Raw genomic sequence first — 24,919 nt, forward strand, 5'->3', positions numbered from 1 at the left:
ACCTCGCGCTCGACGTCGGCGGCCAGTTCACTGCGGCCGCTGCTGACCAGTTTGTCGCGGGCCAGCGACAGCTTGCCCAGATGCTGCGAGGCGGTGAGCAGGGGTGTCAGGTACGTCGCGTTGCCATTGGCGTAGGTGCTGAGCTGATCGAGGCTGGCGCTCAGTTCGCGTTCGGCCTGCAACAGCAGTGCTTGCGGATCACCGGCCAGTTTGCCGGCTGCGAGCAGGTCGGTTTTGCTGAAATCTTCGAGGCTCGACAGGCTTGGGCGCAGGGTCTCGGCCAGTGCCGGTGGCAGTTCGCCGAGTTCCTTCTGCAGGCCGTCGATCGCCTGGCTGGCGCTGCTCAGGCGCAGGGCGTCGCCGCTGGCGAGGTAGTCCTCGACATTGCGCGCCACATCATTCTGAAATTGCTGCGACAGACCGAGGTAGCGCTCCATCAACAGATAGGGACGCTCCAGGGCTTTTTGCGACCACCACAGCGTCGCGCCGAGGGCCACGCAGACGGCGACCAGCAGCAGAGTGTTGAGATTGGTGAGCAACTTCAGGCGCATGACGGCTACCAACGGCAGAAATGGTAAGCGCCTGAATTTATTGCGGTTCTGTTACAGGGTTATGACCGAATCGGTGGATTCCGATGAAAAAGTGGCACTTTGCTTTGATCCGTACGCGGTCTGTACCCGATTGCGTCCGGCACCTTTGGCGCGGTACAGCGCCTCGTCGGCCTGGCTGGCCATCATCAGGCTGTCGGAGTCCTCTTGCATTTCCACCACGCCGGCGCTGAAGGTGCACCACAAATCCTGCGGCTGCGCCGGGTAGTGGATTTCGGCGAAGCGCTGGCGGATCTCGTCGAGCACTTTGTGCGCCGCTTCTATGTCGGTGTCGGGCATGACGATGGCGAACTCTTCGCCGCCGTAACGACCGATAAAGTCGGTCTTGCGCAGCCGTTGCTTGAGGAACAGCGCCAGGCTCTTGATCACCCGGTCGCCCATCGGGTGGCCGTGGCTGTCGTTGACCCGTTTGAAGTGGTCAATGTCGAGCATGGCAAAGCTCAGTGGCTTGTTCTCGCGGCGCGCGCGGAACGAGCAGTCTTCGAGCAATTGCAGGATGTGCGTGTGGTTGTACAGGCCGGTGAGGCTGTCCCGGACCATCCGCGCCTTGAGGTTGCGCGCACGGGCAGCACGGTTGCGCACGGTGGTGATCAGGTGCCGCGGCTTGATCGGTTTGGTCAGGAAGTCGTCGCCGCCCTCGCTCATCGCGTCGAGCTGTTTATCCAGATCGTCCTCGGCGGACAAGTAGATGATCGGCACGCTGACGTAGCGGTCGTTATGGCGAATGACCTTGGCCAGTTCGGTGCCGGTGCAGGCCGGCATGTACATGTCGAGGATGATCAGGTCCGGCTGGAAATCCGCCAGTTCGGCCATCGCCTGGATCGGTTCGATCAGCGTGCGAGTGACGATCCCGGCGCTGTTGAGCAGGCGCTCGGTGTGCAAGGCTTGGGCGCGGGAGTCGTCGATGATCAGCACTTTATAGGGTTCGTACTGGGCGACGCAGGTCAGGACTTCGATCTTCTCCAGCAGGCTCGACGCTTCGAGGGTGCCGGTGAGGAATTCCTGGCCGCCGGCGCGCACGGCGGCGAGGCGGGTCGGGGTGTCGGTTTCGTTCAGGCTGAAAAACAGCAGCGGCAGCGGCTCTTCCAGACCGACCTGGGCTTCGGCGGCCAGTTGCAGGCCGACGCCGGGCCCGCTGAAGTCAACGTCCATGACAATCGCAGCCGGCAAGCGCTCGACCATCGAGGAGCGAAACGCCGCCACACTGTCCAGCGCCTGCGCGGTGAGGCCGAAAAATTCCAGCTGCTTGGCCAGCCGCTCGGCGCGGTCGTAATCCTGCAACATCACGTAGATCGGTTTGCGCAACGGCGGCAGGAAGGTCTGGTCGAGTTGATCGCCATGGCGCAGACCGGTGCGCGACAGGCGCTGCATCAAGCGATTGAGATCGGTGATCAGGCCACTGCTCAGGCGGCCGCGATTGGCGTCCACCGCTTCCAGCGACTGACCGATATGACGCGCGAGTTGCGTGTGCTCAGGCTGCTCGAAACGCTCGGCAAAACGCAGCAGGCGCAAATTGGCCTCGCTCAGTTCGGCGAGATCGGCAGTGGACCACTCACTGCGTTGCAGGCGCTGCCATATCTCAAGAATCTGACGTGCCTGATGAATTACCCGCTGGGCAAAGTGGTGCTTGAGGCGCTCACGGCTGGGGTCTTCTGGCTCGGTCATATCCTGACTACTAGTTAGGGTGCATGCTGAGATCGACTGGTGGCTCTATGCTAGCACCTCTTTTCCCTTACATCAGTGTCGTGCGTCAATAATCTGCGGTGCGACACAATTCAGTTTCTGACTGGCGGGTTTCAAAACGGACCTGCTCGTCGGGCAAGTCCCCGAAGGCCGGGGGTATGCGGTGGCCGGCGGGATCATTCACATGACTTTCCGCTGCGGCTGACATAAAGCTCTTGAATGGTTTTTGCGTGCTTGAAAAACCGTTCGGCGAAGGATTTTTGCCGGTGCGGTATCAGGTATTCCCCTAGACTCTGGCGGATGCTTCGTCCACGCCGCGTATTTGCTGCTTATCTTTACGGGCGGGTGCCGGCCTTGGCACGTTGTTGTATGGTTGTGGTCGAACCGTTGAACCCAAGTGATTGAAAGGATATCGCCATGCTGGACTGGAAGAACCGCGCGGGCAGCGCGCCTGAACGTGCCGCTGAGCCCAAGTCGGCCACCCGCAGCTATTTCGGCGGCCTGTTGTTCAGCCGTGCGCTGGCCACACTGGTCGGCATTTACCTGTTGGTGACCATCGCCCTGGGCATTTACTGGAGCGAGGAGCCGGCGTTGTTCCCGGTGGCGCAGAACGCTCAGATTGCGGCCGAAAAAGAAGGCAAGCAGATGGTCGTCGGCTACACCACGGTCGAAACCCTCAAAACCGTTGCCGGTACTTTGCTGAACAAGCCGGGCGGTTACATCGCCAATGACCGTTTCCCGCCGGGCCTGTGGATGGACAACATGCCGAGCTGGGAATACGGCGTGCTGGTGCAGGTACGTGACTTGACCCGTGCCCTGCGCAAGGACTTTGCGCGCTCGCAATCGCAGTCGGCCGAAGACGCCGATCTGGCCAAGGCCGAGCCGCGTTTCAACTTCGACAACAAGAGCTGGATCCTGCCGTCGAGCGAGTCGGAATATCAGGAAGGCATCAATTCCCTGAGCCGCTATCAGGCACGTCTGTCCGATCCTTCGCAGAAAAACGCGCTGTTCTATGCTCGCGCCGACAACCTGAACAACTGGCTGGGCGATGTCGGTACACGTCTCGGTTCGTTGTCGCAACGACTGTCGGCCAGTGTCGGTCGGGTCAAGCTCAACACTGCGCTGAAGACTGAAGTCGTGGCGCCGGGGCAGGTGCCACAGGTCGATGAGGAAGTTGTGGAAACTCCCTGGATGCAGATCGACAACGTGTTCTACGAAGCTCGCGGTCAGGCCTGGGCCCTGTCGCACCTGTTGCGCGCCATCGAGGTGGACTTCGCCGATGTGCTGGCCAAGAAGAACGCCACGGTCAGCGTGCGCCAGATCATTCGTGAACTGGAGGCCTCGCAGCAGACGGTCTGGAGTCCGATGATCCTCAATGGCAGCGGTTTCGGGATTCTGGCCAACCACTCGCTGGTGATGGCCAACTACATTTCCCGGGCCAACGCAGCAGTGATCGATTTGCGTCAACTGCTCAATCAGGGCTGAGTCATGGTCGAGAGCGCCAAAGAGGCGGCCCACCGCGCCGCCTCCGATGCCGAACAGATCGCCTGGGTCGACGAGCAGGACAACCTGCTCGGCGCCTTGGTGCGGGCCGATTTGCGTGAACGCGGGCTGATCGGTCGCGGCACCTACATCATGCTGTTCAATAGTGCCGGTGAGCTTTGCGTGCATCGGCGCACCTTGAGCAAGGCGATCTATCCCGGTTACTGGGATGTTGCGGCAGGCGGCATGGTGCAGGCCGATGAAACCTACGCCGAATCTGCAGCCCGGGAGCTGGAAGAGGAGTTGGGTGTGAGCGGGGTGGAATTGACCGCCCACGATCATTTCTTCTTCGAAGACACCGGCAACCGTCTGTGGTGTTCGGCATTTTCCGCGGTGTGGGACGGCCCGCTGAAACTGCAGCCTGAAGAAGTGCTGGAAGCACGCTTCATTCCGGTCGAACAGGTGATGCGCGAAATCGAGCAAAAGCCTTACTGTCCGGACTCTCTGGCCGCGTTGAAGCGCTATCTGAAGGCTCAGCAAAGCGACGTCGCAAAGAACTCATAAATTGGCGCCGATTGGCTCTTAGCAATTGCGCTTTTTGCCGTTACACTGCGCGACCTTTTCAAGCTGCACCGACCTGCTTTTGTTGAAGCGCACGGTGCAGTAGCGCTGCCCCTGCCTGAGTGGGGCTTCGCGGTCGATAACCTTGCCCAAGGTTGCGATCAGTCTTTGTCCTCCCAAGAGGATTGCCGGTGGCCAAAAAAGCCGCATCCTTCGCCGCCCTTGGTGGCCTGGTATTTTCCACCGACGCAGGTCGTCATTGCCCGGAATGCAGTAAGCCGGTGGACGCCTGTATCTGCAAACAAACCGTGATCCCGGCCGGGGACGGCATTGCCCGCGTGCGTCGCGAGAGCAAGGGCCGTGGCGGCAAGACGGTGACCACCATTACCGGCGTGCCATTGGCCGAAGACGCCCTCAAGGAGCTGGCGACAACGTTGAAGAAACGTTGCGGCACCGGTGGGGCGTTGAAGGACGGGATCATCGAAATCCAGGGCGATCATGTCGAGCTACTCTTGGCAGAACTGATCAAGCTCGGTTTCAAGGCGAAGAAGTCCGGCGGCTAGCAGCCTCTGTGAAAACCACCTGCGGCTTGATCCGGCTCTGAAATGCTCAGCGCCGGCGTCGTCTCCATGGTTTTCACAGAGCCTGTTCATACCGGTTTCTAAACTACACGCGGTCAGCGCGGTCTACCGCCGCGCTGACGAATCGTCATTTTCATTCTTTAGACTGCGCCGGCCTGCGATCAGGCGACGCACTATGACTTCTTTATAGGGGACTTCGATGTCCGTACGACGCACACGTAAAGACGATGGCAGCCAATGGACAGTTGCGGACAGCCGCAGTGTTTACGGGATTCGCCATTGGGGGGCCGGGTATTTCGCGATCAATGACGCCGGTCGCGTCGAAGTTCGTCCGAACGGCCCGAGCAGTTCGCCTATCGACCTGTTCGAACAAGTCGACCAACTGCGCAAGAGCGGCTTGTCCCTGCCGTTGCTGGTACGTTTCCCCGACATCCTGCAAGACCGTGTCCGTCAGCTGACCGGTGCTTTCGACTCGAACATCGAGCGCCTGGAATACCAGAGCAAGTACACCGCGCTCTACCCGATCAAGGTCAACCAGCAAGAAGCGGTGATCGAGAACATCATCGCCACCCAGAACGTTTCCATCGGTCTGGAAGCCGGCTCCAAGCCTGAGCTGCTGGCGGTACTGGCGCTGGCGCCGAAGGGCGGCACCATCGTCTGCAACGGTTACAAGGACCGCGAGTTCATCCGTCTGGCGCTGATGGGCCAGAAGCTCGGCCACAACGTGTTCATCGTGATCGAGAAAGAATCCGAAGTCGGCCTGGTGATCGAAGAAGCCGCCTCGCTGAAGGTCAAGCCACAGGTCGGCCTGCGCGTGCGCCTGTCGTCGCTGGCGTCCTCGAAGTGGGCCGACACCGGTGGCGAGAAATCCAAATTCGGTCTGTCGGCGGCGCAACTGCTGTCGGTGGTCGAACGCTTCCGCGCTGCCGGCCTCGATCAGGGCATTCGCCTGCTGCACTTCCACATGGGTTCGCAGATCGCCAACCTGGCTGACTACCAGCACGGTTTCAAGGAAGCGATCCGTTACTACGGCGAGCTGCGCAACCTTGGCCTGCCGGTCGATCACATCGACGTCGGCGGCGGTCTGGGTGTCGACTACGACGGTACTCACTCGCGCAACGCCAGTTCGATCAACTACGACATGGACGACTACGCCGGTGTCGTGGTCGGCATGCTCAAGGAATTCTGCGACGCGCAGAGCCTGCCGCATCCGCACATCTTCTCCGAAAGCGGCCGCTCGCTGACTGCGCACCACGCGATGCTGGTGGTGCAGGTGACCGACGTCGAGAAACACAACGACGAAATCCCGCTGATCGAAAACAAGGAAAACCTGCCGGAAACCGTGCAGTGGCTGGTGGACCTGCTCGGTCCGACCGACATCGAGATGGTCACCGAGACTTACTGGCGCGCCACGCACTACATGAGCGACGTGGCTTCGCAGTACGCCGACGGCAAACTGACCCTGGCGGAAAAAGCCCTGGCCGAGCAGTGCTACTTCGCTGTGTGCCGGCGCCTGCACAACTCGTTGAAAGCACGTCAGCGTTCGCATCGTCAGGTGCTCGACGAACTCAACGACAAGCTGGCCGACAAGTACATCTGCAACTTCTCGGTGTTCCAGAGCCTGCCGGACACCTGGGCTATTGATCAGGTGCTGCCGATCATCCCGTTGCATCGTCTGGACGAAGAGCCGCTGCGTCGCGCCGTGCTGCAAGACCTGACCTGCGATTCCGACGGCAAGATCAACCAGTACGTCGACGAGCAGAGCATCGAGACCAGCCTGCCAGTGCACGGTCTGAACGAAGGTGAAGACTACCTGCTGGGCGTGTTCCTGGTCGGCGCCTATCAGGAAATCCTCGGCGACATGCACAACCTGTTCGGTGACACCGACTCGGTGAACATCTACCAGAACGCCGATGGCAGCGTGTACCACGCCGGCATCGAGACCCACGACACCATCGAAGACATGCTGCGTTATGTGCACTTGTCGCCGGAAGAACTGATGACCCACTACCGCGACAAGTGCGCCAGTGCCCGTATCAGTGCCAGCGAGCGCACGCAGTTCCTCGATGCCTTGCGTCTGGGTCTGACCCGCTCCTCCTACCTGTCTTCCTGAGTCAGGTCTGTTGCACCGGGTTGTCTGAAATTTTTCCGCAAGCTGCGGAAAATTCGGATGACCCGGTGGGACATCTCCCAAATTCCCCGCGAAAAGACTGCATGACATCGCCCGTGAAGTCATCCGGTCTGCTTTTCGCGTAGGTCATTTCCTAAGTTGTACTTCAGCTCTCTACTCGGCCATGGCTCTCGGCGAGAATCCCCGGCCGTCCCTCCTGTAGAGATCCGCCCATGTTCGAATCAGTCAACGAGCCGTCGTTTCGTCTCGATGTAGCGGGGCTGCCCGACCCCTTCGAGGTGCTGGCCTTTACCGGGAGTGAGGGCATCAGCGAACCCTTCGTTTTTGCGATCGATCTGTTGATCGATGATCCGCAACTGGACCTTGCCGGTCTGCTTTTCCGCTCGGCGTTCCTGCAGTTCGGCCCCTTGCACAATGGCTTGAGCGGACAATTGCAGAGTCTTGTCCAGCACGAGCACGCTGAGGGTTGCCGCTTGTGTCGGGTGACGCTGGGGCCGAAGCTGAGTTGCCTGGCGCTACGGTTCAGCCAGCGGATTTTCAGCAGCCAGTGCGTGCCGCAGATCCTCGCTCAGGTGCTCAAGGAGCACGGGATCATCGGTGGGCAACGACGCTTTGATTTGCACTGCGATTACCCGGTGCGCACTTTTTGTACCCAGTACTGCGAATCGGATCTGCAGTTTGTGCAACGCCTGTGCGCGCAGGCCGGGATTCATTACTACTTCGAGCACCGGCCCGACGGGCACTGTGTGGTTTTCGCCGATGATCCTGCGCGCCTGCCCGTGGCGGGCGTGGCGTCTGTGGACACGGGCGCGAGTACGGCGACGGTAAGACGCTGGCAGATAGAGATGAATGCGCCGGATGCGGGCGCGCATCCCGCCCAGATCGGCAAAGCTTACGGCCACAGCGATCTGCCGACCTTGCGCAGTGCGCAGTGGCTGGCGCTGACCGAACATCCGTTTACCGAGTGCAACCGCCGCTGGTTGCTGAGCCGGATCGAGCATCGTGCTGACCCCGCCAGCGAGCCGTCATACAGCAATCGGATAGTTGCCGCCGCCCAGGCGCCACTCCCCCCGCTGGCGAGCACTTGTACCCGGCCGCGGATGCACAGCCTGCAACGTGCCTGGGTGGTGACGGTCGATGAACCACAACCTGACGACCTGCGACCGGTGGCCGTGCAGTTTGACTGGCTTTACCAGGGCGAAGGCGCTGCCGCCAGCCACTGTTGGCTGCCGCTGGCGGCGGCGTTGAGCGACACGTCGCTGGCATCGTTGCGTGAAGGGGTCGAAGTGGTGGTGAGTTTTCATGAGGGCGATCCGGATCAACCGGTGATCAGTGGTGTGCTGCAGGAACCGGCGGTGATCGAAGACGTCGACGAGTCACTGGCGCTGCCGGACGTGCTGGCGAGTGCGGGTCTGGCGCAATGGCTCCAGTCTGCCGAACCGCTGTTGCTGTTGTGCCTGTTGCCCGGTGGTGGCAGTTACAACCACTGCACGGCGTCGATCTGCAGTTGCCGACTGGTCGCGTCGCTGGATCAGGGCGGCGCCACTTGAGCGGCGTCGGGTTTGCCCAGCAGGCACAGTGGCTGTTGCTCGACGGCACCGACGCGCAGCAGGCGTTGGCGACACTGCGTCAGGGGTTCGCCGGAGTACGTTGCACGCGGCTGCTCGAGGGCACCGAGTTTCAAGCGGTGAGCGAGTACGGGCCGCTGCTGGTCGAGTTGCACGAGAGCCCGGCACTGGCTGCGCTGTGCCACCGCGATCCGCAGACCTGGCGCGGTCTGCTGCTGGCCAGCGATGCTTCGCAGCAGACACTTCTGAACCACCTGCGCCGGATGCTCAGCGTTTCGTTCGGGCTCAACCACCGTGCCTTGCTCGGTTACTACAACCGGCAGACAGCGAGTTATTTCTTCGATGCCTGTGATGCCGCCGACTTGAGCCGCTGGCTCGGCCCGATCCGGCTGATGCGCTGGTTCGGTGGCACCTGGGCCGACCTCGCCATCGGCAGTCAGGGCTGGCAGCAACTGCGCAATCCGCAGTGGGCGGTCGAGCCGCTGGGGATCGACGAAAGCCTTACCCATCGTCAGCGCGAACGTTTGCAAAGTTGCCTGTTGGAACACCACATCTGGCGCTGGTGCCAATCACTCGGAACCGACTACACGCGGATGGCCTCCCATGTGCAGGAGGGGCTGACGCTGGGTTTCAGTGACCGAACCGTGCTGGATGGCTGGTTGTGGCTACGCTTGCAGCATCCCCGAGCGGGATTGCCAGACATGCCGGACGGGCTGACCCAGCAGGAACGGCTCGACCATGTGCGGCGACAGTGGCAGAACGATCAATCTTGAGGTGCGACATCCATGACAAATCCTCTGTGGCAGCGGTTCGGCGCAGTCCTCGGCGGGTTTCTGCTGCTGGTGCTGACGGGATGTTCCCCGGTCAAGGTGCTCAATGCGCTGACCCCCGACGACACGTTCCACAAAACCGCCGGGATTGCCTATGGCGATGATCCGCGACAGAAACTCGACGTCTACGTGCCGCGCCAGCCGCTGGAGGACGCGCCGGTGGTGGTGTTCTTCTACGGCGGCAGCTGGAACAGCGGTGATCGTGGCGATTACGCGTTTGTCGGCGAGGCGCTGGCGTCGCGGGGAATTGTCGCGGTGCTGGCGGATTACCGGCTGTACCCGCAAGTGCGCTATCCGCTGTTTCTTGAAGACTCGGCGCGGGCGGTGGCCTGGACTCGCGCGCATATCCGCGAGTTCTCCGGCAACCCGCAACGCCTGTATCTGATGGGCCACAGCTCCGGCGCCTACAACGCCGCGATGCTGGCGCTGGACCCCGGCCTGCTGGGGGCGGTGGGCATGTCGTCGAAAGACCTCAGCGGCTGGATCGGCCTGGCCGGGCCGTATGACTTTTTGCCGATCAACAATACCGACGTGCGCCCGGTGTTTTTCTGGCCGGACTCACCGCCGCAATCGCAGCCGATCAACCACGTCAGGGCGGGCGAGCCTCCGGCGTTGCTGATTGCTGCGACCAAGGACAATCTGGTCAACCCGACGCGCAACACCGCCGGCCTCGCGAAAAAACTGCGTGAGGCCGGCGTGCCGGTGCAGGACCTGTATTACTCGCGCCCCAATCATGTGACGCTGGTGGCGACCCTGTCGCGGCCGCTGCGGCGGCTGGCGCCAGTACTCGATCAGGTCGTGGCGTTCGTCAAACACACGCCGACTCAGTGAGTGGCGCCGCTGAACCAGCCGTCGTTACGCCGCAGCCACAGGGCGAAGGCGCCGAGGGTCAGGCTGCGCAAGACCATGAACAGCAGGAACGTTATCCACAGCCCATGATTGCCCAGCCCTTGCAGTGCCCAGGCGAATGGCAGCAGCAGGGCGATGGTCAGCAGCATGCCGTTGCGCATTTCCCGGGCACGGGTGGCGCCGATGAACAGACCGTCGAGCAAGTAGCTCCAGACCGCAATCAGCGGCAACACCGCCAGATACGGCAGGTAGATGAACGCGGTGTCGCGCACGCTCTGGATGTCGGTCTGCATCTCGATGAACAAGTGCCCGCCCAACAGAAACAGCGCGGCGAAACCGAGGCTGGCCAGCAGCGACCAGCCGCCGGCCACCACCAGCGAGCGGCGCAGGGCGAGCCGGTCGCGGGCGCCGATGGCGTGGCCGCACAAGGCTTCGACCGCATGGGCCAGACCGTCCAGCGCATGCGCGGTCAACAGCAGGCCATTGAGCAGCAAGGCATTCGCCGCCACTGTGGCGTCGCCCAATCGCGCGCCTTGCACGGTGATCAGGAAAAACACCGATTGCAGCGCCAGGCTGCGGATGAAAATGTCGCGGTTGACCGCCAGCAGCGGGCGCCAGCTCTGCCACACCTTCAGCGCTGCCCAGGCGATGTGCCCGGGATAGGCGCGCAATGCGCCCCGGGTCAGCCAGAGGCCGAGCAGGGCGCCGCTCCACTCGGCGATCACCGAGGCCCGGGCCGAGCCGACCACCCCCCATTCCAGACCTATCACGAACCACAGGTTGAGAGCGATGTTGATCAGGTTGGTGGTCAGCAGAATCGCCAGTGGCGCCCGTGCATTCTGGGTGCCGAGAAACCAGCCGACCAGGGCGTAACTGGCCAGCGCTGCCGGCAAGCCGAATAGCCGGGTGTGGAAGAACTCGCGGGTCAGTTGATCGAGTTCTGCCGATGGCTGCATGAAATGCAGGGCCACGCCGCTCAACGGCACGCCGAGAGCGCCGAGCACGATCGCCAGTCCCAGCGCCAGCAGCAAACCCTGCAACAGAATCTGCCGTAACGCCGCGCCATCGCTGCGCCCGGCCGCCTGAGCGGCAAACCCGGTGGTGCCCATGCGCAGAAAACCCATGGCCCAGGCAAGAAAAGTGTAGAGGCTGGCACCGACTGCCACCGCGCCCAACTGATGAGCGTGGGGCAGGTGGCCGATGACGGTGCTGTCGACCAGCGCCACCAGCGGTACGGAAATATTCGAAAGAATCATCGGCGCAGCGAGCGCCCAGACCTTGCGGTGAGTCGGGCGGTCGCGCCAGTCGGCGATCAGGTTGGACATGCGGGCTCCTTGGGGGAGCGGGGATTGTAGCGATTCATGCGACCTATTGTGGGAGCGGGCTTGCTCGCGAAGGCGGTGTGTCAGTCAAAACAGCTTTTACTGATCTGACGCTTTCGCGAGCAAGCCCGCTCCCACAGGGAAAGAGTGGTGTCAGTGGATGATCCAGCTCAATAACCACAACCCCAACAGCAGCCAAATGATCCCGGCAATGATCGACGCATTCATGAACGCGCGAATCGCCGACCACAACAGCATCAAGCCAACGATCAGCGCGAGGATGCTGATGATCGAGGTGTCCATGCCCAAGGTCTTGGCCAGACCGTCGACAAAGTTGCCGCCGGCATGGCTCAGCACATTGAACAGGCCACTGAGGCCATCAACGATAAAGCGGATGACCGAACCGAGCGCCTGGCCAAGCCATTCGAAAAAGCTTTCTACCTGCATGTGTGCATCCTGATGAAAGAGCTGAGCCTTGGGCCACAACGCAGGTGGCCGAGTTCCCTGCAACTATAGAGGGTTTGCCTCAATCCTGTGTGGGAGCGACGCGTGCCCCTTGCCTTCGTTTGGCATCCCCCCGAAGCTATACGCCTTCAGGAGAACCCGATGAACCTTGTTGAACTGACCGAACGCCTGCACGCCATTCGCGACCGCAATGACTGGCGGCAATTTCACAGCCCGAAAAACCTCGCCATGGCTGCCAGTGTGGAAATGTCCGAGCTGGTGGAGATCTTCCAGTGGCTGACGGAAGACCAGTCGCGCCAGTTGCCGGCGGACAAACTGGCGCATGCCGGGCAGGAAGTCGGCGACATCGTCTTGTATCTGTTGCTGCTGTGCAGCGAGTTGGGGCTGGACATGAATGAAGTGGTGCGCAGCAAGCTCGCCGACAGCGAACGGCGGTTCAACTGATGAGCGACCGGCATTTCGATCAGTTGGCGACCCGTTTCGCCGAAAAAATCTACGGCGGTGCCAAAGGCGCGATTCGCCTCGCAGTATTGCAGGCCGACCTTGCCGAAGCGTTGCCGGATCGACCGTTGCGCGTGCTGGACATCGGCGGCGGTCTGGGCCACATGTCGCTGTGGCTGGCCGAGCGCGGCCATGAAGTGACCTTCACCGAGCCGGCGGAGCCGATGCTTGAGGGCGCCCGTCAGCGCTTCGCCGAAGCCGGGCAGAGCGCAACGTTCATTCAGGCGCCGTGGCAGGAGCTGCTCGGTCAGCTCACCGAGCCCTACGATCTGGTGATCTGCCACGCGGTGCTCGAATGGCTGGCCGAACCGCATGCGATCCTGCCGGTGCTGCATCAACTGACCAAGCCCGGTGGCTGGCTGTCGCTGGCGTTCTATAACCGCGATGCGCTGATCTACCGCAACCTGCTCAAAGGCCATTTCAAGAAAATGCGCAAGAACACCCTGGCCGGGGAAAAGCAGAGTCTGACCCCGCAACAGCCGCTCGATCCACGAGAATTGGCAACGCAACTCGAAGGGTTGTGGCAGGTCGAAAGCCAGAGCGGGATCCGGGTTTTCCATGACTACATGCCGGTGGAATTCCAGGCTCGCGCCGAACTGGTGGATTTGCTGGAGATGGAGCTCGCTCACCGTCGCCACCCAAGCTTCGCCGGGCTTGGGCGTTACTTGCACTGGATCTGCCGGCCGATCTGATCGGAGCACCACATGAAAGCTCAATCCGGGTTATTGCTGATCTGTTTGGGGTTGGCTGCCTGCCAGGGCAGCAACCCGTACGTAGCGCAATCGCGGCCCTTGCCACCGGCGCCGCCTCAAGCCGCCAACACCTTTGATCGCAGCGCCTATCCGGCGCCGCCGCGCGACTATGCGCGCTATCGCAACTGGACCTGGCTCAACGGCCAGTTGCCGCCGGGCACGGCCTGGGCCGATTCGGCGCAAGTGGCCGAAGCGGTGAGCAATGCACTGGATCAGCGCGGGTTGCGGCCGTTGCACGACAACCGTCCGGCCGACCTGCTGGTCAGCGCCAATCTGCGTCTGGAAACCCGCTTGCGTCAGGTCCAGGACGATTACGGTTACGGCGGATACAGTGGCTATGATCGCTACGGGCGCGGTTACGGCATGTACAACAGCGTGCCGATTGTTCGCACTTATCAGGAGCAGGTCGTGGTGGTGCAGGTCAATCTGTTCGACGCAGTTACCGGTCAACCGGTGTGGAGCGCCAGCGGCGAGACCGCCAATCAGGGCAGCCAGCTCGAACGCACCGATGCGATTCGCGAGGCTGTGGAAAAAGCCCTGTCGGCCTATCCGCCGAGCTAGACTTCAGGTGAGAACGCTTCGCAGGTTTATACCTTCAACCGGAGAAAACCCATGTTCCGCCGTCTCGCTTTACTGGCCATGGCCGCACTGCTCAGCGCCTGCGCCGCCAACCAGGTCAATCACGACTTCGATGCCAGCCGCGACTTTGCCGCCTATCGCAGCTGGAACTGGAAAGAACCCGCGCTGCAATACCGCCCCGATGATCCACGGATCAAGAGCGACCTGACCGAACAACGCATTCGCCAGGCCGTCAGTGATCAGCTCGACCAGCGTGGCTTGCGTCCTGCGGCGGCGGGCACCAAGGGTGACCTGAGCGTGCAAGCCTATCTGATCGTCGAGGATCGCCAGCAGCAAGTCACCACCAACTACGGCGGCGGTTGGGGCGGCCCGTGGAACGGATACTGGGGCGCACCGATGTACAACGAAACCCGCAACATCACCTACAAAGTGGCGACCATTCAGATCGACCTGCTCGACGGCAACGACGGCAAACTGGTGTGGCGCGGCAGCGACGAGCAGATGCTCAGCAGCACGCCGAACCCCGAGGATCGCAGCAAAGCGATTCGCGAGACGGTCAGTCGTATCCTGGCCAACTATCCACCGCGCTAAGACGTCGAGACTGACCAGCTCCCACAGTGGTTTTATGGCGCACGAAATGGCGCGCTGCGACTAGCGCCGTCTACACTCAACAGCACCCATGGAGGCAGCGCCCGGCACAGGGCCGGCAAAGGAGTGCGCGATGTCGCCCCGTTCGCAATTCAACAGCCCGGCGCGGCAACGCGGGGCTATCGGGCTGATGGCGGCAGTCACCCTCAGCCTGGCAGTGGTATTGATGTTGCTCGTGGTCGATACCGGCCGGTTGTACATGGAACAACGCAAGCTGCAGCGGGTGGTGGATAACGCCGCGCTGGAAGCGGTCAGTCGCGGTGGCACCTGTCTGCCCGGTCTGACGGCCGCGACCTACGCCGGACAAAGCGCCGTGCGTAACGGCTACACCGTCGATGCCAGCGACACCCTTGTTACCACTTGCGGCACGCTGGTCACCGCCGCCACAGGCTTGCGCACCTTCACGGTAGACGCCACTCAAGCCGCCGCCGTGAAAGTCGCCGCCAGCCGCACCGTCATCACCAGCATTGCCGGCGGCGTGCAGGCGTTGTTCAGCGGGACGCCGGTGAGCCTCAATACGACGCTCAATGCCTCTGCCGTCGCCGCGAAGCCACAGCCGACCGTCGCGCAATTGAACATTCGCAGCACGCTGGCGAGCATCAACACGGCTCAGTCGAACATTCTCAATCCGCTGTTTTCATCGCTGCTCGGCGGTAACGTCAACTTGACTGCGCTGGGCTGGAACGGTTTGCTCAATACCAACGTCAACTTGCTCAGTTACCTCAATCAACTGGCGATCAATCTCAACGTGGCCGCTGGCAATTACACCCAGTTGCTCAACACCCAGGCTACCGTCACGCAGCTGATTCAAGCCGCCGCCACCGTGGTGCAACTCAACGGCGCGACCGCCGACGTGATCACCGCACTGGGCCAGTTGCAAATCGCCGCGATCAATGCCGCGCCGGTCAAGCTCGGCGACATCCTGCAACTGCAGACCGGTACCACTGCGGCGGGGCTGGATGCCAACCTGCAGTTGCTGCAACTGGTGCAGGCCGTGGTGCAACTGGCCAACAGCAACAGCGCGGTGTCCGCCACGGTGCCGATCAGCGTATTGGGGCTGGCGAACGTTACGGTGCGGGTCAAAGTCATCGAGCCGCCGCAGTTCTCCGCGATCGGTGATCCGGCGCTGGCCAAGGCCAACCCGACGGGACCGAACCGGATTTATGTGCGCACGGCGCAGATTCGCACGATGCTGTCGGTGAATCTGCCGGTGCTGTCCGGGGTGACCGGTCTGGTCAATGCGGTACTGGGGCTGGTCGGAACTTTGACTCCGACCCTGAATGCTCTGCTGAGCCTCAACCTGGTAGCGACCCTCAATTCGGTCGGCTGTCTGCTAGGTGCCGGCTGCCAACAACTCGACCCGCTGCTATTGCCGTCCCCGGAAATCGATATCGCCCTGGATGCCGGTGGTGCCATCAGCTACGTCACCGATTACAGCTGCCCGACGGGTACCACGGGCACCAAGAGCCTGACTGCGCACACCATCACCTCGATTGCCGATCTGAAGGTTGGCAAGATCGACCCGACCAATGCCTTTTCGTCGTCCGCGGAACCCACCGTTACGCCGCTGCCTCTTGTGGATCTGGGCACCGTGACCTGCCACAAGATTCTCGGGATCGGCAGCTGCGACGAGAGCACGCATGTGCAATACGGTGCCGGCGGGATTGCGATCATGGTCAACACCCGCGTGGCTCAGAATACTCAGGACCTGGTGTTTTCCAGCGCGACCCCATTCGCGACGCCGCCCAACCTGAAGCTGCCGCCCAGTGTGATTTCCGCTGCGCCATCGAGCAACATCGTCAACAGCCTGGCCAGCACGCTGGCGGGGATCAATCTGATTGTTTATCAACCTTTGGGCAGCAACCCCCTGGGTGCCATCGTTACAGGTGTGGCCAGTCTGATCAGCAGCGTTACTACCATTCTTCAGCCATTGATTACCAACCTGCTCAGCCCGCTGCTCGACCCCTTGCTGAACAACCTGCTCAATAGCCTGGGCATCAATCTGATGGACGTCGATGTGGGCGCCAACATGACCTGCGGCCAGACCGGCAAAGCCTATCTGGTGATCTAGGCGTCCGGCGCCAGTGGCAGCTCGATGCAGAAGCGTGCGCCTTCCACCGAGTTGCGCACGCTCAAATGGCCGCCCATGTTCTCGATGATGCCGTAGCTGACCGACAGACCCAGCCCGGTGCCGACGCCCACCGGTTTGGTGGTGAAGAACGGTTCGAAAATCCGCTCCAGCAGCCGTGGATCAATGCCACCGCCGTTGTCCTCGACCCACAGCCGTACCTTCTGATCATCACGTTCGGCGTAGATCGAGATCCACGGCTTGAACGTCGAATCCTTCTCGCGTTTGCTCAGCAACGCATCGCGGGCATTGACCATCAGATTGATCAACACCTGCTCCAGTTGATCGACAAACCCGCGCACCTGCACCACAAACGCGGTTTCGCTGATGCGCAGATCCACGCCTTTGCCGCGCATGCCTTCGGCCAGCAGCGACAGCGTGCCCTCGATGGCCGAGGCCGGGTTGAACAGTTGCTGTTCGATCTCCGAACGGCGGCCGAACACGCGCATGTGATCCACTACTTTTGCCGCGCGCTCGACCTGCGCATCGATACGATTGAGCTTGTCGGTCAGGTAATCAATTTGCACATCGCCATTGCCCAGGCGCTTGAGCACGTTGACGATGGCCATGCGCATCACGTTCAGCGGCTGATTGATTTCGTGCGCCAGTCCCGTGGCCATTTCGCCGAGGGTGGCCATTTTTGCGCTTTGTGTCAGTTGCTGCTGCGAGCGGCGCACTTCGGTGTTGTCGCGGCCCACTGCCTGTACCTCGATCAACTGCCCGTGTTCGTCGAACACACCGCGATCCGACCACACCCACCATGCATGTTCGCGCCCCGGCAGTTGCAGGCTGATTTCCGCGGTGCTCACTGGCAGGTCCGGGGTCAACAGGGACACGCGATGCTTGAACGCGCTACGTTGCTCGTCGGACATCCAGCCGCCCAGATCGACCCCCGGCAGATCCTGCGGGGTGCATTCCAGATAATTCGCCAGTGGCCGGTTGCCGAAAGTCAGGGTCAGATCAGGTCGATACCGGCAGATCATTGCCGGTGAGTCTTCCACCAGAATCCGATAGCGCTCTTCGCTTTGTCTCACTTGTTCGGCGGCTTGCGTCGCCTCGGTGACGTCCAGCCACAAGCCGACGGCTTCGACCGGCAGGCCGAGATCGTTGCGCAGCAATCTGGCCTCATCGAGCAGCCAGTGATAAACCCCACGACTGTCGCGCAACCGATAACGCGTACTCACCGAGCCCTCGCGCAGCAGTTGGCGGGTGCGCTGGAAATACCCGTCGCGATCTTCGGGGTGAATCATTTCGACCAGTGCGCTGGCGCTGCAATCGGCCAGGCTCCAACCCAGCAACGGTTGCAGGCTGGCGCTGAAAAAGGCCGGCACCAAAGCCCCCTCAAGGTAGTGCTGCACGTAAATTACCGCCGGTGAACTGGCGATCAGGTTGTCCAGCCGTGCGTGCGCCGCGGCGGCGAGTTGCTGCTGGTTCTTGATGTCGCTGATGTCGAGCATGAAACCGATCAGCCGGCGTTGTTCGCCGTTGCCGCTGGTCTGACCCTGCAGGCGATACCACGTCGAGGTTTGCCCGGCCTCCGGTCGGTTGAGGCGTACACACAGCGTCAGCGGCTCGCCCTGTTGCTGCAAGGCCTGCAGACGACTGCGCACCTCATCGCGGTCGGCGGGATGCAGCAGCGCCAGCCAGTCTTCGACTGCCAGCCGCGAGTTGCTCAGCTGCAGGGCGCTGGTCAGTGAGGGGGCCAACTGGATCTCGCTGCCGTCAGCCTGAATTTCCCACCAGCCGGTACCGAGCAGCGTCTGCAAGGATTCCAGGCGCTCCAGTTGCAGGTGATGTTGCTGCTCACGCAAACGCCCGAGCAACGGGCCGGCGAGGGCACTGGTCAAGGCCATCCAGTCCCGGTCCTTGAGGTACGGCGCGGCCGAATCCAGCGCAAAAAAACCGCACAGTAGCCAGGCCACCACGCCGCGTTCATCACTGTAGGGCACAGCCAACCCTTCGCCATTGCCGAACACGGCTTGCACCCGCGCATGTTCGTCAAGGCCATGCTGCGCACCGATCCGCTGCGGCGCGCTGCCGCTCAGGCTGTCCAGTGACGTGCCCAGACGCTGGCCGTCCTCCCAGAGTGTGGGCGCATCGTAGGCGCTGAACTGACGATAGATCTGCCAGCCTTGTGTCTGCTCATCGAGCAGCGCCAGACCCAGGCAGGGGATATGCCAGCGCTGGGCGATCAGTTGCAGTTGTTCGCTGACGACCTGCGGCAGGCGACTCAGGCCGCAGATGCGCACCTGCTCGCTGATTTGTCCGCCGATCAACTGGCTGGCTTCGCGATGACGGGACTGCTGGCGTTCGAGCAACAGGTCGGCGATGTCCAGCAGTTGCATCAGCCAGCCGTTGCCCGACGGCTGCACCCAGCCGCGCAGGTGCAGAATCTGATCGCCGAGACCGGGGAAATCCAGATCGAACATTTGCCCCTGCCAATCTGCCGGGCGGCCGTGGATCGCCAGTGTGCTGTGTGGCAGCAGGCAGGCACGCAACGGTAACGGCGGCTCATGCGGGGGTTGTTGCGCGAGCAGGTGGCGCAGCGGGCCGGCCATTTGCAGCACGCCGCCGTCGTCGTCCAGATACACATGCAGGCCGACCGGCGGCGTCCCGAGCGGGTCGGGCAGGTCGAGGGCGGCGGTCGGTGCGCGCTTGAGCAAACGCCCGAAGAGATTGTCGCCGGCCGTCAAAATTGCAGGCTCGAAATGGCGGTCAGATTGGGCGGCAGGTTCGGCACCGTGCCTATCCCCGGCAGTACCAGAAAGGGGATGACCTGATTCAGCTTGCTGACCGGGTATTTCACCGACACGGTCAGCGTGCCATTGGGCCCATAGGCACTGCCGGTGTTATAGACCGCATTGGTATCGACCCCGATTACCAGATTGAAGGCCGGCGGCACCCAGGACAATTGCTGGGTGAGCGCGGCGTTCGCGGTGTTCACCACCACCGTTGAATAGTTGGGGGTGTTCGGATCGACCTGTACGCTGCGGCGGATCGCCTCGGATGTGGCTTCGTTGAACGATTGCATCATCACGAATGGCAGGCTGTAGCTGACCAGACCGTAAAACACCGCAAAAAAGATCACGAATACCAAGGCGAACTCAATCGCCACCGCGCCTTTTTGCGACTTGCGAAAGCCGGTTTTCATGAGTGCGTCTACCCTGACAGTCACTGCGTAGTATCAGCATAGAATCATTCAGCCAAAACGGACGGTTTTTACCGAATGCTCAGCTTCACCCTTCTTGTCTGGCTGGCCATGTGTGCCGCCTTCGACGCCCGCCAGCGGCGTATTCCCAACGTTCTGACACTCGGTGCAGGTGCGCTCGCGCTGGGGTATTTGCTGTGGACCGGCAACACCTGGCTTGGCGCCGATGCGGGGCAGGGTGGTTGGGCTTTTCTGATTGCGCTGGTGCTAACACTACCGGGGTATTTCATGGGTCGCATGGGGGCCGGCGATGTGAAATTAATGACAGCACTGGGGCTTGCGACGGACGGTCTGTTCATTCTTGGCGCGTTTATCGGCGCCGGCCTTGCGAGTTTGATCTGGCTGCTGATAGCGCCAAGACTCTGGCTGCATATGAGTCAACGAGTTAGAGAACATCTTCGTTATCTGGAGCCGGAAAAGTCAAAAAAGCTGCCATTTGCACCGTTTGTGCTGATCGGTGTATTGCTTTCGATACATTGGATCCATTAGTCGCCCGATGCCACTAGTCCTATGTACATAGTCGGAAAGTGCGTCTACTTTCAAATGAGCAGGTTATACAGCCAAAGTCTGGCAGTACAGGAATGGTCAGCTTTGGCCTACGGCATGGAGTGGCACGTGAACAAGCTTACGTCTGCGATAAAAGTCCTCGTGGTTGACGATCAGCCCTTGATCGTGGAGGAGTTGTGCGAGTTTCTCGAAAGCAGCGGTTACCGCTGCGTACCCTGTGAATCCAGTCAGCAGGCGATCGCGCGCTTCAGTGAAGATGCTGATATCGGCCTGGTGCTGTGCGACCTGCACATGCCGGACATGGATGGCATCGAGCTGGTGCAGGCGCTGCAGCGGATCTGCGGCAAGCACCGGGTGTTCGAGGCGATCATGCTCACCGGGCGCGCCGATAAGCAGGACGTGATCAAGGCGTTGCGTGCCGGAATTGCCGATTACTATCAGAAGCCGATTGTTTTGACGGAATTGCTCGAGGGCTTGCAGCGTCAGGAGCAGGCTTTGCACGAACGGCATAAAAATGTGCAGTTGGGGCATTTGAATCAGAAGCTGCAATTTTTGTCCGAGTCGATTGATGACCTTTATCAGGATCTCGACAAGGTTCGGCGCAGTCCGGCGGCGGTGGTTCGTGATGTGATGGGCGGGGAAGCGCCTGACAGCGAGCAGCAGGAAATGCCGGAGATCTTTCAACAACTGTCGCCACGCCAGCTCGATGTGGCGCGGTTGGTGGGCAAGGGGCAGACCAATTATCAGATTGCCTGTGAGTTGGGGATTACTGAGAACACAGTGAAGCTTTATGTGTCGCAGGTTTTGCGGTTGACGCATATGCATAACCGGACGCAGTTGGCGTTGGCGTTGTCTCCCGGTGGGTCGGCTTTGCGGCAGCGGGTGACGGCGCATTGACCTTGGCGGCCTGTGGGCCGGCCATGTTCATGGGGGTTTTTTGGGGGGGATCCGTTGCTGCGGGTGTTGCGGCTGGTGGTTTCGCCCTGACGGCGAGTCACTTTTTCCAGACGCCGAAAAAGTAACCAAAAAGGCTTGCTCCTGCGTTCGGCCCGCTCGCTGGGGCTCGGGGTCCCTTCGTTCCGGGATTGATCCGGGGGCAGCGCCTACGGTTTGCTTCGCTGCACCTCCTCTCGCTGTGTTTGGCTGCGCCAAACGGTCGCTGCGCTCCCACCCCCGGATCAATCCCTCCACTCAGCCTTCCGACGTCGCCCGTGGATCAAGATCAAGATCAAGAGCTGCAGCCGAGCTTGCGCTCATCCTGTTGAGTGGGGCGGCTTCGCCGCATGGTGTGTGCGCTTGCTAAATTGTAGGAGCCAGCCTGCTGGCGATGGCGGCCTGACAGCCGCCCAGCCTCCACAGGACACACCCCATCCCATTGTGGGAGCGGGCTTGCTCGCGAAGGCGGCCTGACAGCCGCCCAACCTCCAACAGACCACACCCCATCCCATTGTGGGAGCGGGCTTGCTCGCGAAGGCGGCCTGACAGCCGACCAGCCTTCACAGACCACACCCCATCCCATTGTGGGAGCGGGCTTGCTCGCGATGGCGGCCTGACAGCCGCCCAGCCTCCACAGACCACACCCCATCCCATTGTGGGAGCGGGCTTGCTCGCGAAGGCGGCCTGACAGCCGCCCAACCTCCAACAGGACACACCCCATCCCATTGTAGGAGTGAGCCTGCTCGCGATGGCGGTATGGCGGCCAGCATCAAATCACTTGTTGGTCTCGATCTTGCCGCCCGCATCCGGGTCGTAGAGATCCGGAATTTCGTATTTGTACTTTTTCAGCCAGCGCTGCATCGCCAGTTCCCGTTCAGCGGCGGTGGCGGTCTGGGTTTTTTCCGAGGCGGCTTTGTTGCGGCTTTGCAGCAGCAGCCAGCCTTCGGTTTCCTGTTGCTGCGCGGAGGCCGGGCCGGCGTCGATGGCGAAGGCGCTCAGCGGCAAGCTCAACAAGCTCAGGTAGCACAGGCCTTTGAGTGCGTTCATGGCTGTCTCCTTATTTGATTGTCGACGTTTGCGGATCAGCCGCTACCGCCACTTGATTGCTGGTCGCCGGTTTCGCCGGGATCGGCGTTTTGAGTTTTTCCGCGCGTTCCTGGGCTTCGGTGAATTGCGCCGGGGTCAGTTTGGCGCGGCTGACGATTTCGGCGGCTTGTTGCCAGTTGTTCTGGTACAGAAGCAACGACACCAGGTTCATCGTTGCCAGTTGATTGTTCTGCTTGAGTTCGATGGCGGTGAGGAATTCGAAGCGGGCGTCTTCGAGGCGCAGTTGGTTGAGGTAGACCACGCCGAGGTCGTTGCGGATTTTTTCGTCGGTGGGGGCCAGGCGTGCGGCGCGTTGCAGGTGGGCCTGGGCCTGGCCGTTGTCGCCGCGGGCGGCGTAGAGCTGGCCCAGGCCGTGTTCGGCTTCGGCGGTCAGGCAGCCGCCGAGCAAACCGCGGTACAGCGGCTCGGCTTCGCTGCGGCCGAGCAGGCGGTAGACCTTGGCTTTGCGCAGGCGCACTTCGCTCAAGTTGTCGGGCATGCTCTGCAGGTTGGCGAGGCTGGCGTGCAGTTTGCCGTCGTTGGCCAGATCGTCCGCCAGGTTCAGGGACAGCTCTTGTTCAGAGCTCAATTTGCTGCAACTGGACGGTGACAGCATTGCCGTCCACGGCGCCTGGCCGTCGGTGGCGCAACCGCCGAGCATCAACAGACTTGCCATGACAATCAGTACTTTCATCAAACGCTCTCCATGAGCCCACGTCAGTTTGCAAACGCCCTTGAAATGGCAGTGAAACCGGGACCGGCCAGAACGATCAGCAAGGCCGGAAAAAGAAACAGCATCATCACCACCGACATCTTTGCCGACATTTTCGACACGTACTCCTGCAGCCGTGTCAGGCGTCGGTCGTCGAGCAATTGCTTGAGCGACAACAGCGATTTCATCGCGCCGCCGCCCTGTTGAATCAGTTGTTGGAGGATCACGCAGGTGTCGGTGAATTCGTCCACTGCGAGCATCACGGCGGTCTTGTTGAGTTCCTGGCCGAGCTCCAGGCCCGAGTCGACGCGGCTGAGGATCAGGCGCAGTTCGGTGGTCAGTTCCGGCAGCAGTTTTTGCCCTTCGGTGCTGAGGACACGCAGCGCCTGTTCGACCGCCATGCCGGATTCGAACAGGATGCGCAGCAGCGGAATGAATGTCGAAATTTCTACGGCGATGGTCTTCTGCCGGCGCGCTGCGGCGTACGCCAGCAGCCGTTTGGGCAGCAGGTAACCGGCGCCGGTGGCGAGCATCGGCACTAGCCAGCCGTTCGGCGCGTGGGGGAAGAACACTTCTCGCAAAAACAGTCCGACACCCAGCGCCAGCAGCGGAGTGCCGATCTGACACGCCGCGTACAACGAACGCTCGCTGGCGCGGCGCCAGCCGAGGCGGCTGAGCAGGGTCTGGGTTTCGCTGTCGATGCTCACCGAGCGTCGGCCAAACCGGCTGTTGCCCAAGGCGCGCAACCAGTTGCCCAGGCGGCTTTCGCGCACCAGGTTGCCTTGCAGGCGTTGAGTCACCTGGCGCTCGCGGCGGCGTTCGGTGAGTAAGTGGTTGGCCACCAGCAAAAACGCACCGAGCAATAACATGAGGGCGACAAGAAAGATCATGTCAGACGCTCCGCAACATGCGCCACAGCGCAAGGCAGCCGAGCACCTGCAGCACCAGTGCGGCAATCAGCATGGTCTGGCCACCGGAGTCGTGCCACATGCCGAGCATGTAGCCGGGATTGGTCAGCATGAAGTAACTCACCAGTATCACGGGCAGCGCGCCGAGCACCCACGCGGTCATCCGGGTTTCGCCGGTCATCGCGCGCAATTGGCGAGCGCCCTGATCACGTTCGCGGATCAGTTTGATCAGGTTCTCCAGCAGCTCGCTGGCGTTGCCGCCGTAGCGGTGGTTGACCTTCAGGCCCAGGGCAAACATGCGCAGTTCGTCTTGCTCATAGAGCTCGGCGAAGTCGCTGACGGCGTCCGGCAGATTGACCCCCAGTTGCACGTTGCGTTGTACCCGGCCCATGGCAGTTTTCAGCGGATCGTCGCTGGCTTCGATTCCGCCCATGACCGCGTCGCTCAGGGTGCGGCCGGACTTGAGGCTGCGCACGGTGTGATCAAGCAACTGCGGCAGTTGCTCGATCATGCGTTTGAGCCGGCGGCGGTACAGCCACGAAATGTACAGGCGCAAAATCACCGGCGGCATGAGGAGCGCCACCAGCAATCCGAGCCAGTGGCCCAGCAGGTAACCGAGCAATATGGCGATGGCCCACAGGCTCAGCCAAAGACCGAAACGCTCGGTCGGGCGGCCCAGCCCGGCGCGCAGAAACATTCGCTCAAGGCCCACCCATCGGGTTTTTTCCACAGCGATCTGCGGTTGGCCGGCGGCGAGTCGATTGAGTACCTTTTCGTTGGCGGTCTTGTGGATGCCATGCAGGAACAGGCGGATCGACAGCCCGAGCAGAATCAGACACATGATGATGAGAATGACCGGTCCAAGCATGCTCGG

General features: G+C 61.6%; 23 protein-coding genes. 14 read left to right on the forward strand and 9 right to left on the reverse strand.

Going from position 1 to position 24,919, the window contains the following annotated elements:
• Positions 1-602 precede the first annotated feature (602 nt).
• Positions 603-2,273 (reverse strand): diguanylate cyclase GcbA, encoded by a 1,671-nt coding sequence (gene gcbA, locus ACVHNU_RS28235; protein ID WP_473018716.1) that lies wholly within the window; start codon positions 2,271-2,273, stop codon positions 603-605.
• Between the two features lie 435 nt (positions 2,274-2,708).
• Between gcbA and ACVHNU_RS28240 the strand changes: the two genes are divergently transcribed.
• The 7 genes from ACVHNU_RS28240 to ACVHNU_RS28270 all read left to right on the forward strand — a co-directional run bounded on the left by ACVHNU_RS28240 (position 2,709) and on the right by ACVHNU_RS28270 (position 10,275).
• On the forward strand, positions 2,709-3,776 hold the full coding sequence (locus ACVHNU_RS28240; protein WP_003221286.1) for a DUF2333 family protein: 1,068 nt from the start codon (positions 2,709-2,711) through the stop codon (positions 3,774-3,776).
• A gap of 3 nt (positions 3,777-3,779) precedes the next feature.
• Complete coding sequence (locus ACVHNU_RS28245; RefSeq protein ID WP_003221287.1) at positions 3,780-4,337, forward strand: NUDIX hydrolase; 558 nt, start codon at positions 3,780-3,782, stop codon at positions 4,335-4,337.
• A gap of 188 nt (positions 4,338-4,525) precedes the next feature.
• Positions 4,526-4,897: a translation initiation factor Sui1 gene (locus tag ACVHNU_RS28250; protein WP_003221288.1), complete on the forward strand. Its 372-nt coding sequence runs from the start codon at positions 4,526-4,528 to the stop codon at positions 4,895-4,897.
• A gap of 217 nt (positions 4,898-5,114) precedes the next feature.
• Positions 5,115-7,028: an arginine decarboxylase gene (speA, locus tag ACVHNU_RS28255; RefSeq protein WP_003221289.1), complete on the forward strand. Its 1,914-nt coding sequence runs from the start codon at positions 5,115-5,117 to the stop codon at positions 7,026-7,028.
• A 230-nt stretch (positions 7,029-7,258) separates the two neighbouring features.
• On the forward strand, positions 7,259-8,596 hold the full coding sequence (locus ACVHNU_RS28260) for a type VI secretion system Vgr family protein (RefSeq protein WP_473018717.1): 1,338 nt from the start codon (positions 7,259-7,261) through the stop codon (positions 8,594-8,596).
• The gene (locus tag ACVHNU_RS28265; protein ID WP_473018718.1) at positions 8,593-9,387 is read left to right on the forward strand and encodes a DUF4123 domain-containing protein; all 795 of its coding nucleotides are present in this window, start codon (positions 8,593-8,595) and stop codon (positions 9,385-9,387) included. The genes ACVHNU_RS28260 and ACVHNU_RS28265 overlap by 4 nt, the downstream gene beginning before the upstream one ends.
• Before the next feature lie 12 nt (positions 9,388-9,399).
• Positions 9,400-10,275, forward strand: coding sequence for an alpha/beta hydrolase (locus ACVHNU_RS28270; RefSeq protein WP_473018719.1), 876 nt, complete (start codon positions 9,400-9,402; stop codon positions 10,273-10,275).
• Here the strand turns inward: ACVHNU_RS28270 and ACVHNU_RS28275 are convergent.
• Both ACVHNU_RS28275 and ACVHNU_RS28280 read right to left on the reverse strand, forming a co-directional pair.
• Positions 10,269-11,618: an MATE family efflux transporter gene (locus ACVHNU_RS28275; RefSeq protein WP_103520864.1), complete on the reverse strand. Its 1,350-nt coding sequence runs from the start codon at positions 11,616-11,618 to the stop codon at positions 10,269-10,271. The genes ACVHNU_RS28270 and ACVHNU_RS28275 overlap by 7 nt on opposite strands.
• 150 nt (positions 11,619-11,768) lie before the next feature.
• Entirely contained in the window at positions 11,769-12,062 is a 294-nt protein-coding gene (locus ACVHNU_RS28280) for a hypothetical protein (protein WP_003221294.1), read from the reverse strand.
• Between the two features lie 159 nt (positions 12,063-12,221).
• On the opposite strand from ACVHNU_RS28280, the gene ACVHNU_RS28285 reads away from it, so the two are divergent.
• The 5 genes from ACVHNU_RS28285 to ACVHNU_RS28305 all read left to right on the forward strand — a co-directional run bounded on the left by ACVHNU_RS28285 (position 12,222) and on the right by ACVHNU_RS28305 (position 16,631).
• Positions 12,222-12,524, forward strand: a complete 303-nt coding sequence (locus ACVHNU_RS28285) for a MazG-like family protein (RefSeq protein WP_135294881.1) — start codon at positions 12,222-12,224, stop codon at positions 12,522-12,524.
• Positions 12,524-13,273 (forward strand): methyltransferase, encoded by a 750-nt coding sequence (locus tag ACVHNU_RS28290; protein WP_338800703.1) that lies wholly within the window; start codon positions 12,524-12,526, stop codon positions 13,271-13,273. The genes ACVHNU_RS28285 and ACVHNU_RS28290 overlap by 1 nt, the downstream gene beginning before the upstream one ends.
• Positions 13,274-13,285: 12 nt before the next feature.
• Positions 13,286-13,894 carry a DUF4136 domain-containing protein gene (locus ACVHNU_RS28295; RefSeq protein ID WP_473018720.1) on the forward strand — a complete coding sequence of 203 codons (609 nt, stop codon included), beginning with the start codon at positions 13,286-13,288 and terminating at the stop codon, positions 13,892-13,894.
• Positions 13,895-13,945: 51 nt separating this feature from the next.
• Positions 13,946-14,503: a DUF4136 domain-containing protein gene (locus ACVHNU_RS28300; protein ID WP_473018721.1), complete on the forward strand. Its 558-nt coding sequence runs from the start codon at positions 13,946-13,948 to the stop codon at positions 14,501-14,503.
• A gap of 130 nt (positions 14,504-14,633) precedes the next feature.
• Positions 14,634-16,631 (forward strand): pilus assembly protein TadG-related protein, encoded by a 1,998-nt coding sequence (locus tag ACVHNU_RS28305; protein WP_400508233.1) that lies wholly within the window; start codon positions 14,634-14,636, stop codon positions 16,629-16,631.
• On the opposite strand, the gene ACVHNU_RS28310 is transcribed toward ACVHNU_RS28305, so the two are convergent.
• Together ACVHNU_RS28310 and ACVHNU_RS28315 are read right to left on the reverse strand one after the other, a co-directional pair.
• Positions 16,628-19,381, reverse strand: a complete 2,754-nt coding sequence (locus ACVHNU_RS28310) for a PAS domain-containing sensor histidine kinase (RefSeq protein WP_473018722.1) — start codon at positions 19,379-19,381, stop codon at positions 16,628-16,630. The genes ACVHNU_RS28305 and ACVHNU_RS28310 overlap by 4 nt on opposite strands.
• Positions 19,378-19,839 (reverse strand): TadE/TadG family type IV pilus assembly protein, encoded by a 462-nt coding sequence (locus ACVHNU_RS28315; RefSeq protein ID WP_003221302.1) that lies wholly within the window; start codon positions 19,837-19,839, stop codon positions 19,378-19,380. Before ACVHNU_RS28315 ends, ACVHNU_RS28310 begins: the two co-directional genes overlap by 4 nt.
• Positions 19,840-19,914: 75 nt before the next feature.
• Between ACVHNU_RS28315 and ACVHNU_RS28320 the strand changes: the two genes are divergently transcribed.
• On the forward strand, positions 19,915-20,385 hold the full coding sequence (locus ACVHNU_RS28320; RefSeq protein WP_473018723.1) for an A24 family peptidase: 471 nt from the start codon (positions 19,915-19,917) through the stop codon (positions 20,383-20,385).
• Positions 20,386-20,511: 126 nt separating this feature from the next.
• Positions 20,512-21,300 (forward strand): response regulator transcription factor, encoded by a 789-nt coding sequence (locus ACVHNU_RS28325; protein ID WP_045122702.1) that lies wholly within the window; start codon positions 20,512-20,514, stop codon positions 21,298-21,300.
• An 813-nt stretch (positions 21,301-22,113) separates the two neighbouring features.
• On the opposite strand, the gene ACVHNU_RS28330 is transcribed toward ACVHNU_RS28325, so the two are convergent.
• Genes ACVHNU_RS28330 through ACVHNU_RS28345 form a run of 4 tightly spaced genes read right to left on the reverse strand, consistent with a single transcriptional unit; the run spans position 22,114 to position 24,913 of the window.
• Positions 22,114-22,386 (reverse strand): DUF3613 domain-containing protein, encoded by a 273-nt coding sequence (locus ACVHNU_RS28330; RefSeq protein WP_473018724.1) that lies wholly within the window; start codon positions 22,384-22,386, stop codon positions 22,114-22,116.
• Positions 22,387-22,396: 10 nt separating this feature from the next.
• Positions 22,397-23,119 carry a tetratricopeptide repeat protein gene (locus ACVHNU_RS28335; RefSeq protein WP_201135889.1) on the reverse strand — a complete coding sequence of 241 codons (723 nt, stop codon included), beginning with the start codon at positions 23,117-23,119 and terminating at the stop codon, positions 22,397-22,399.
• Positions 23,120-23,142: 23 nt separating this feature from the next.
• Entirely contained in the window at positions 23,143-24,027 is an 885-nt protein-coding gene (locus ACVHNU_RS28340) for a type II secretion system F family protein (protein ID WP_400508228.1), read from the reverse strand.
• A gap of 1 nt (position 24,028) precedes the next feature.
• Positions 24,029-24,913 (reverse strand): type II secretion system F family protein, encoded by an 885-nt coding sequence (locus ACVHNU_RS28345; protein ID WP_262143627.1) that lies wholly within the window; start codon positions 24,911-24,913, stop codon positions 24,029-24,031.
• Positions 24,914-24,919 lie beyond the last annotated feature (6 nt).

The organism is Pseudomonas sp. Ors-4-3C, from assembly GCF_055755035.1.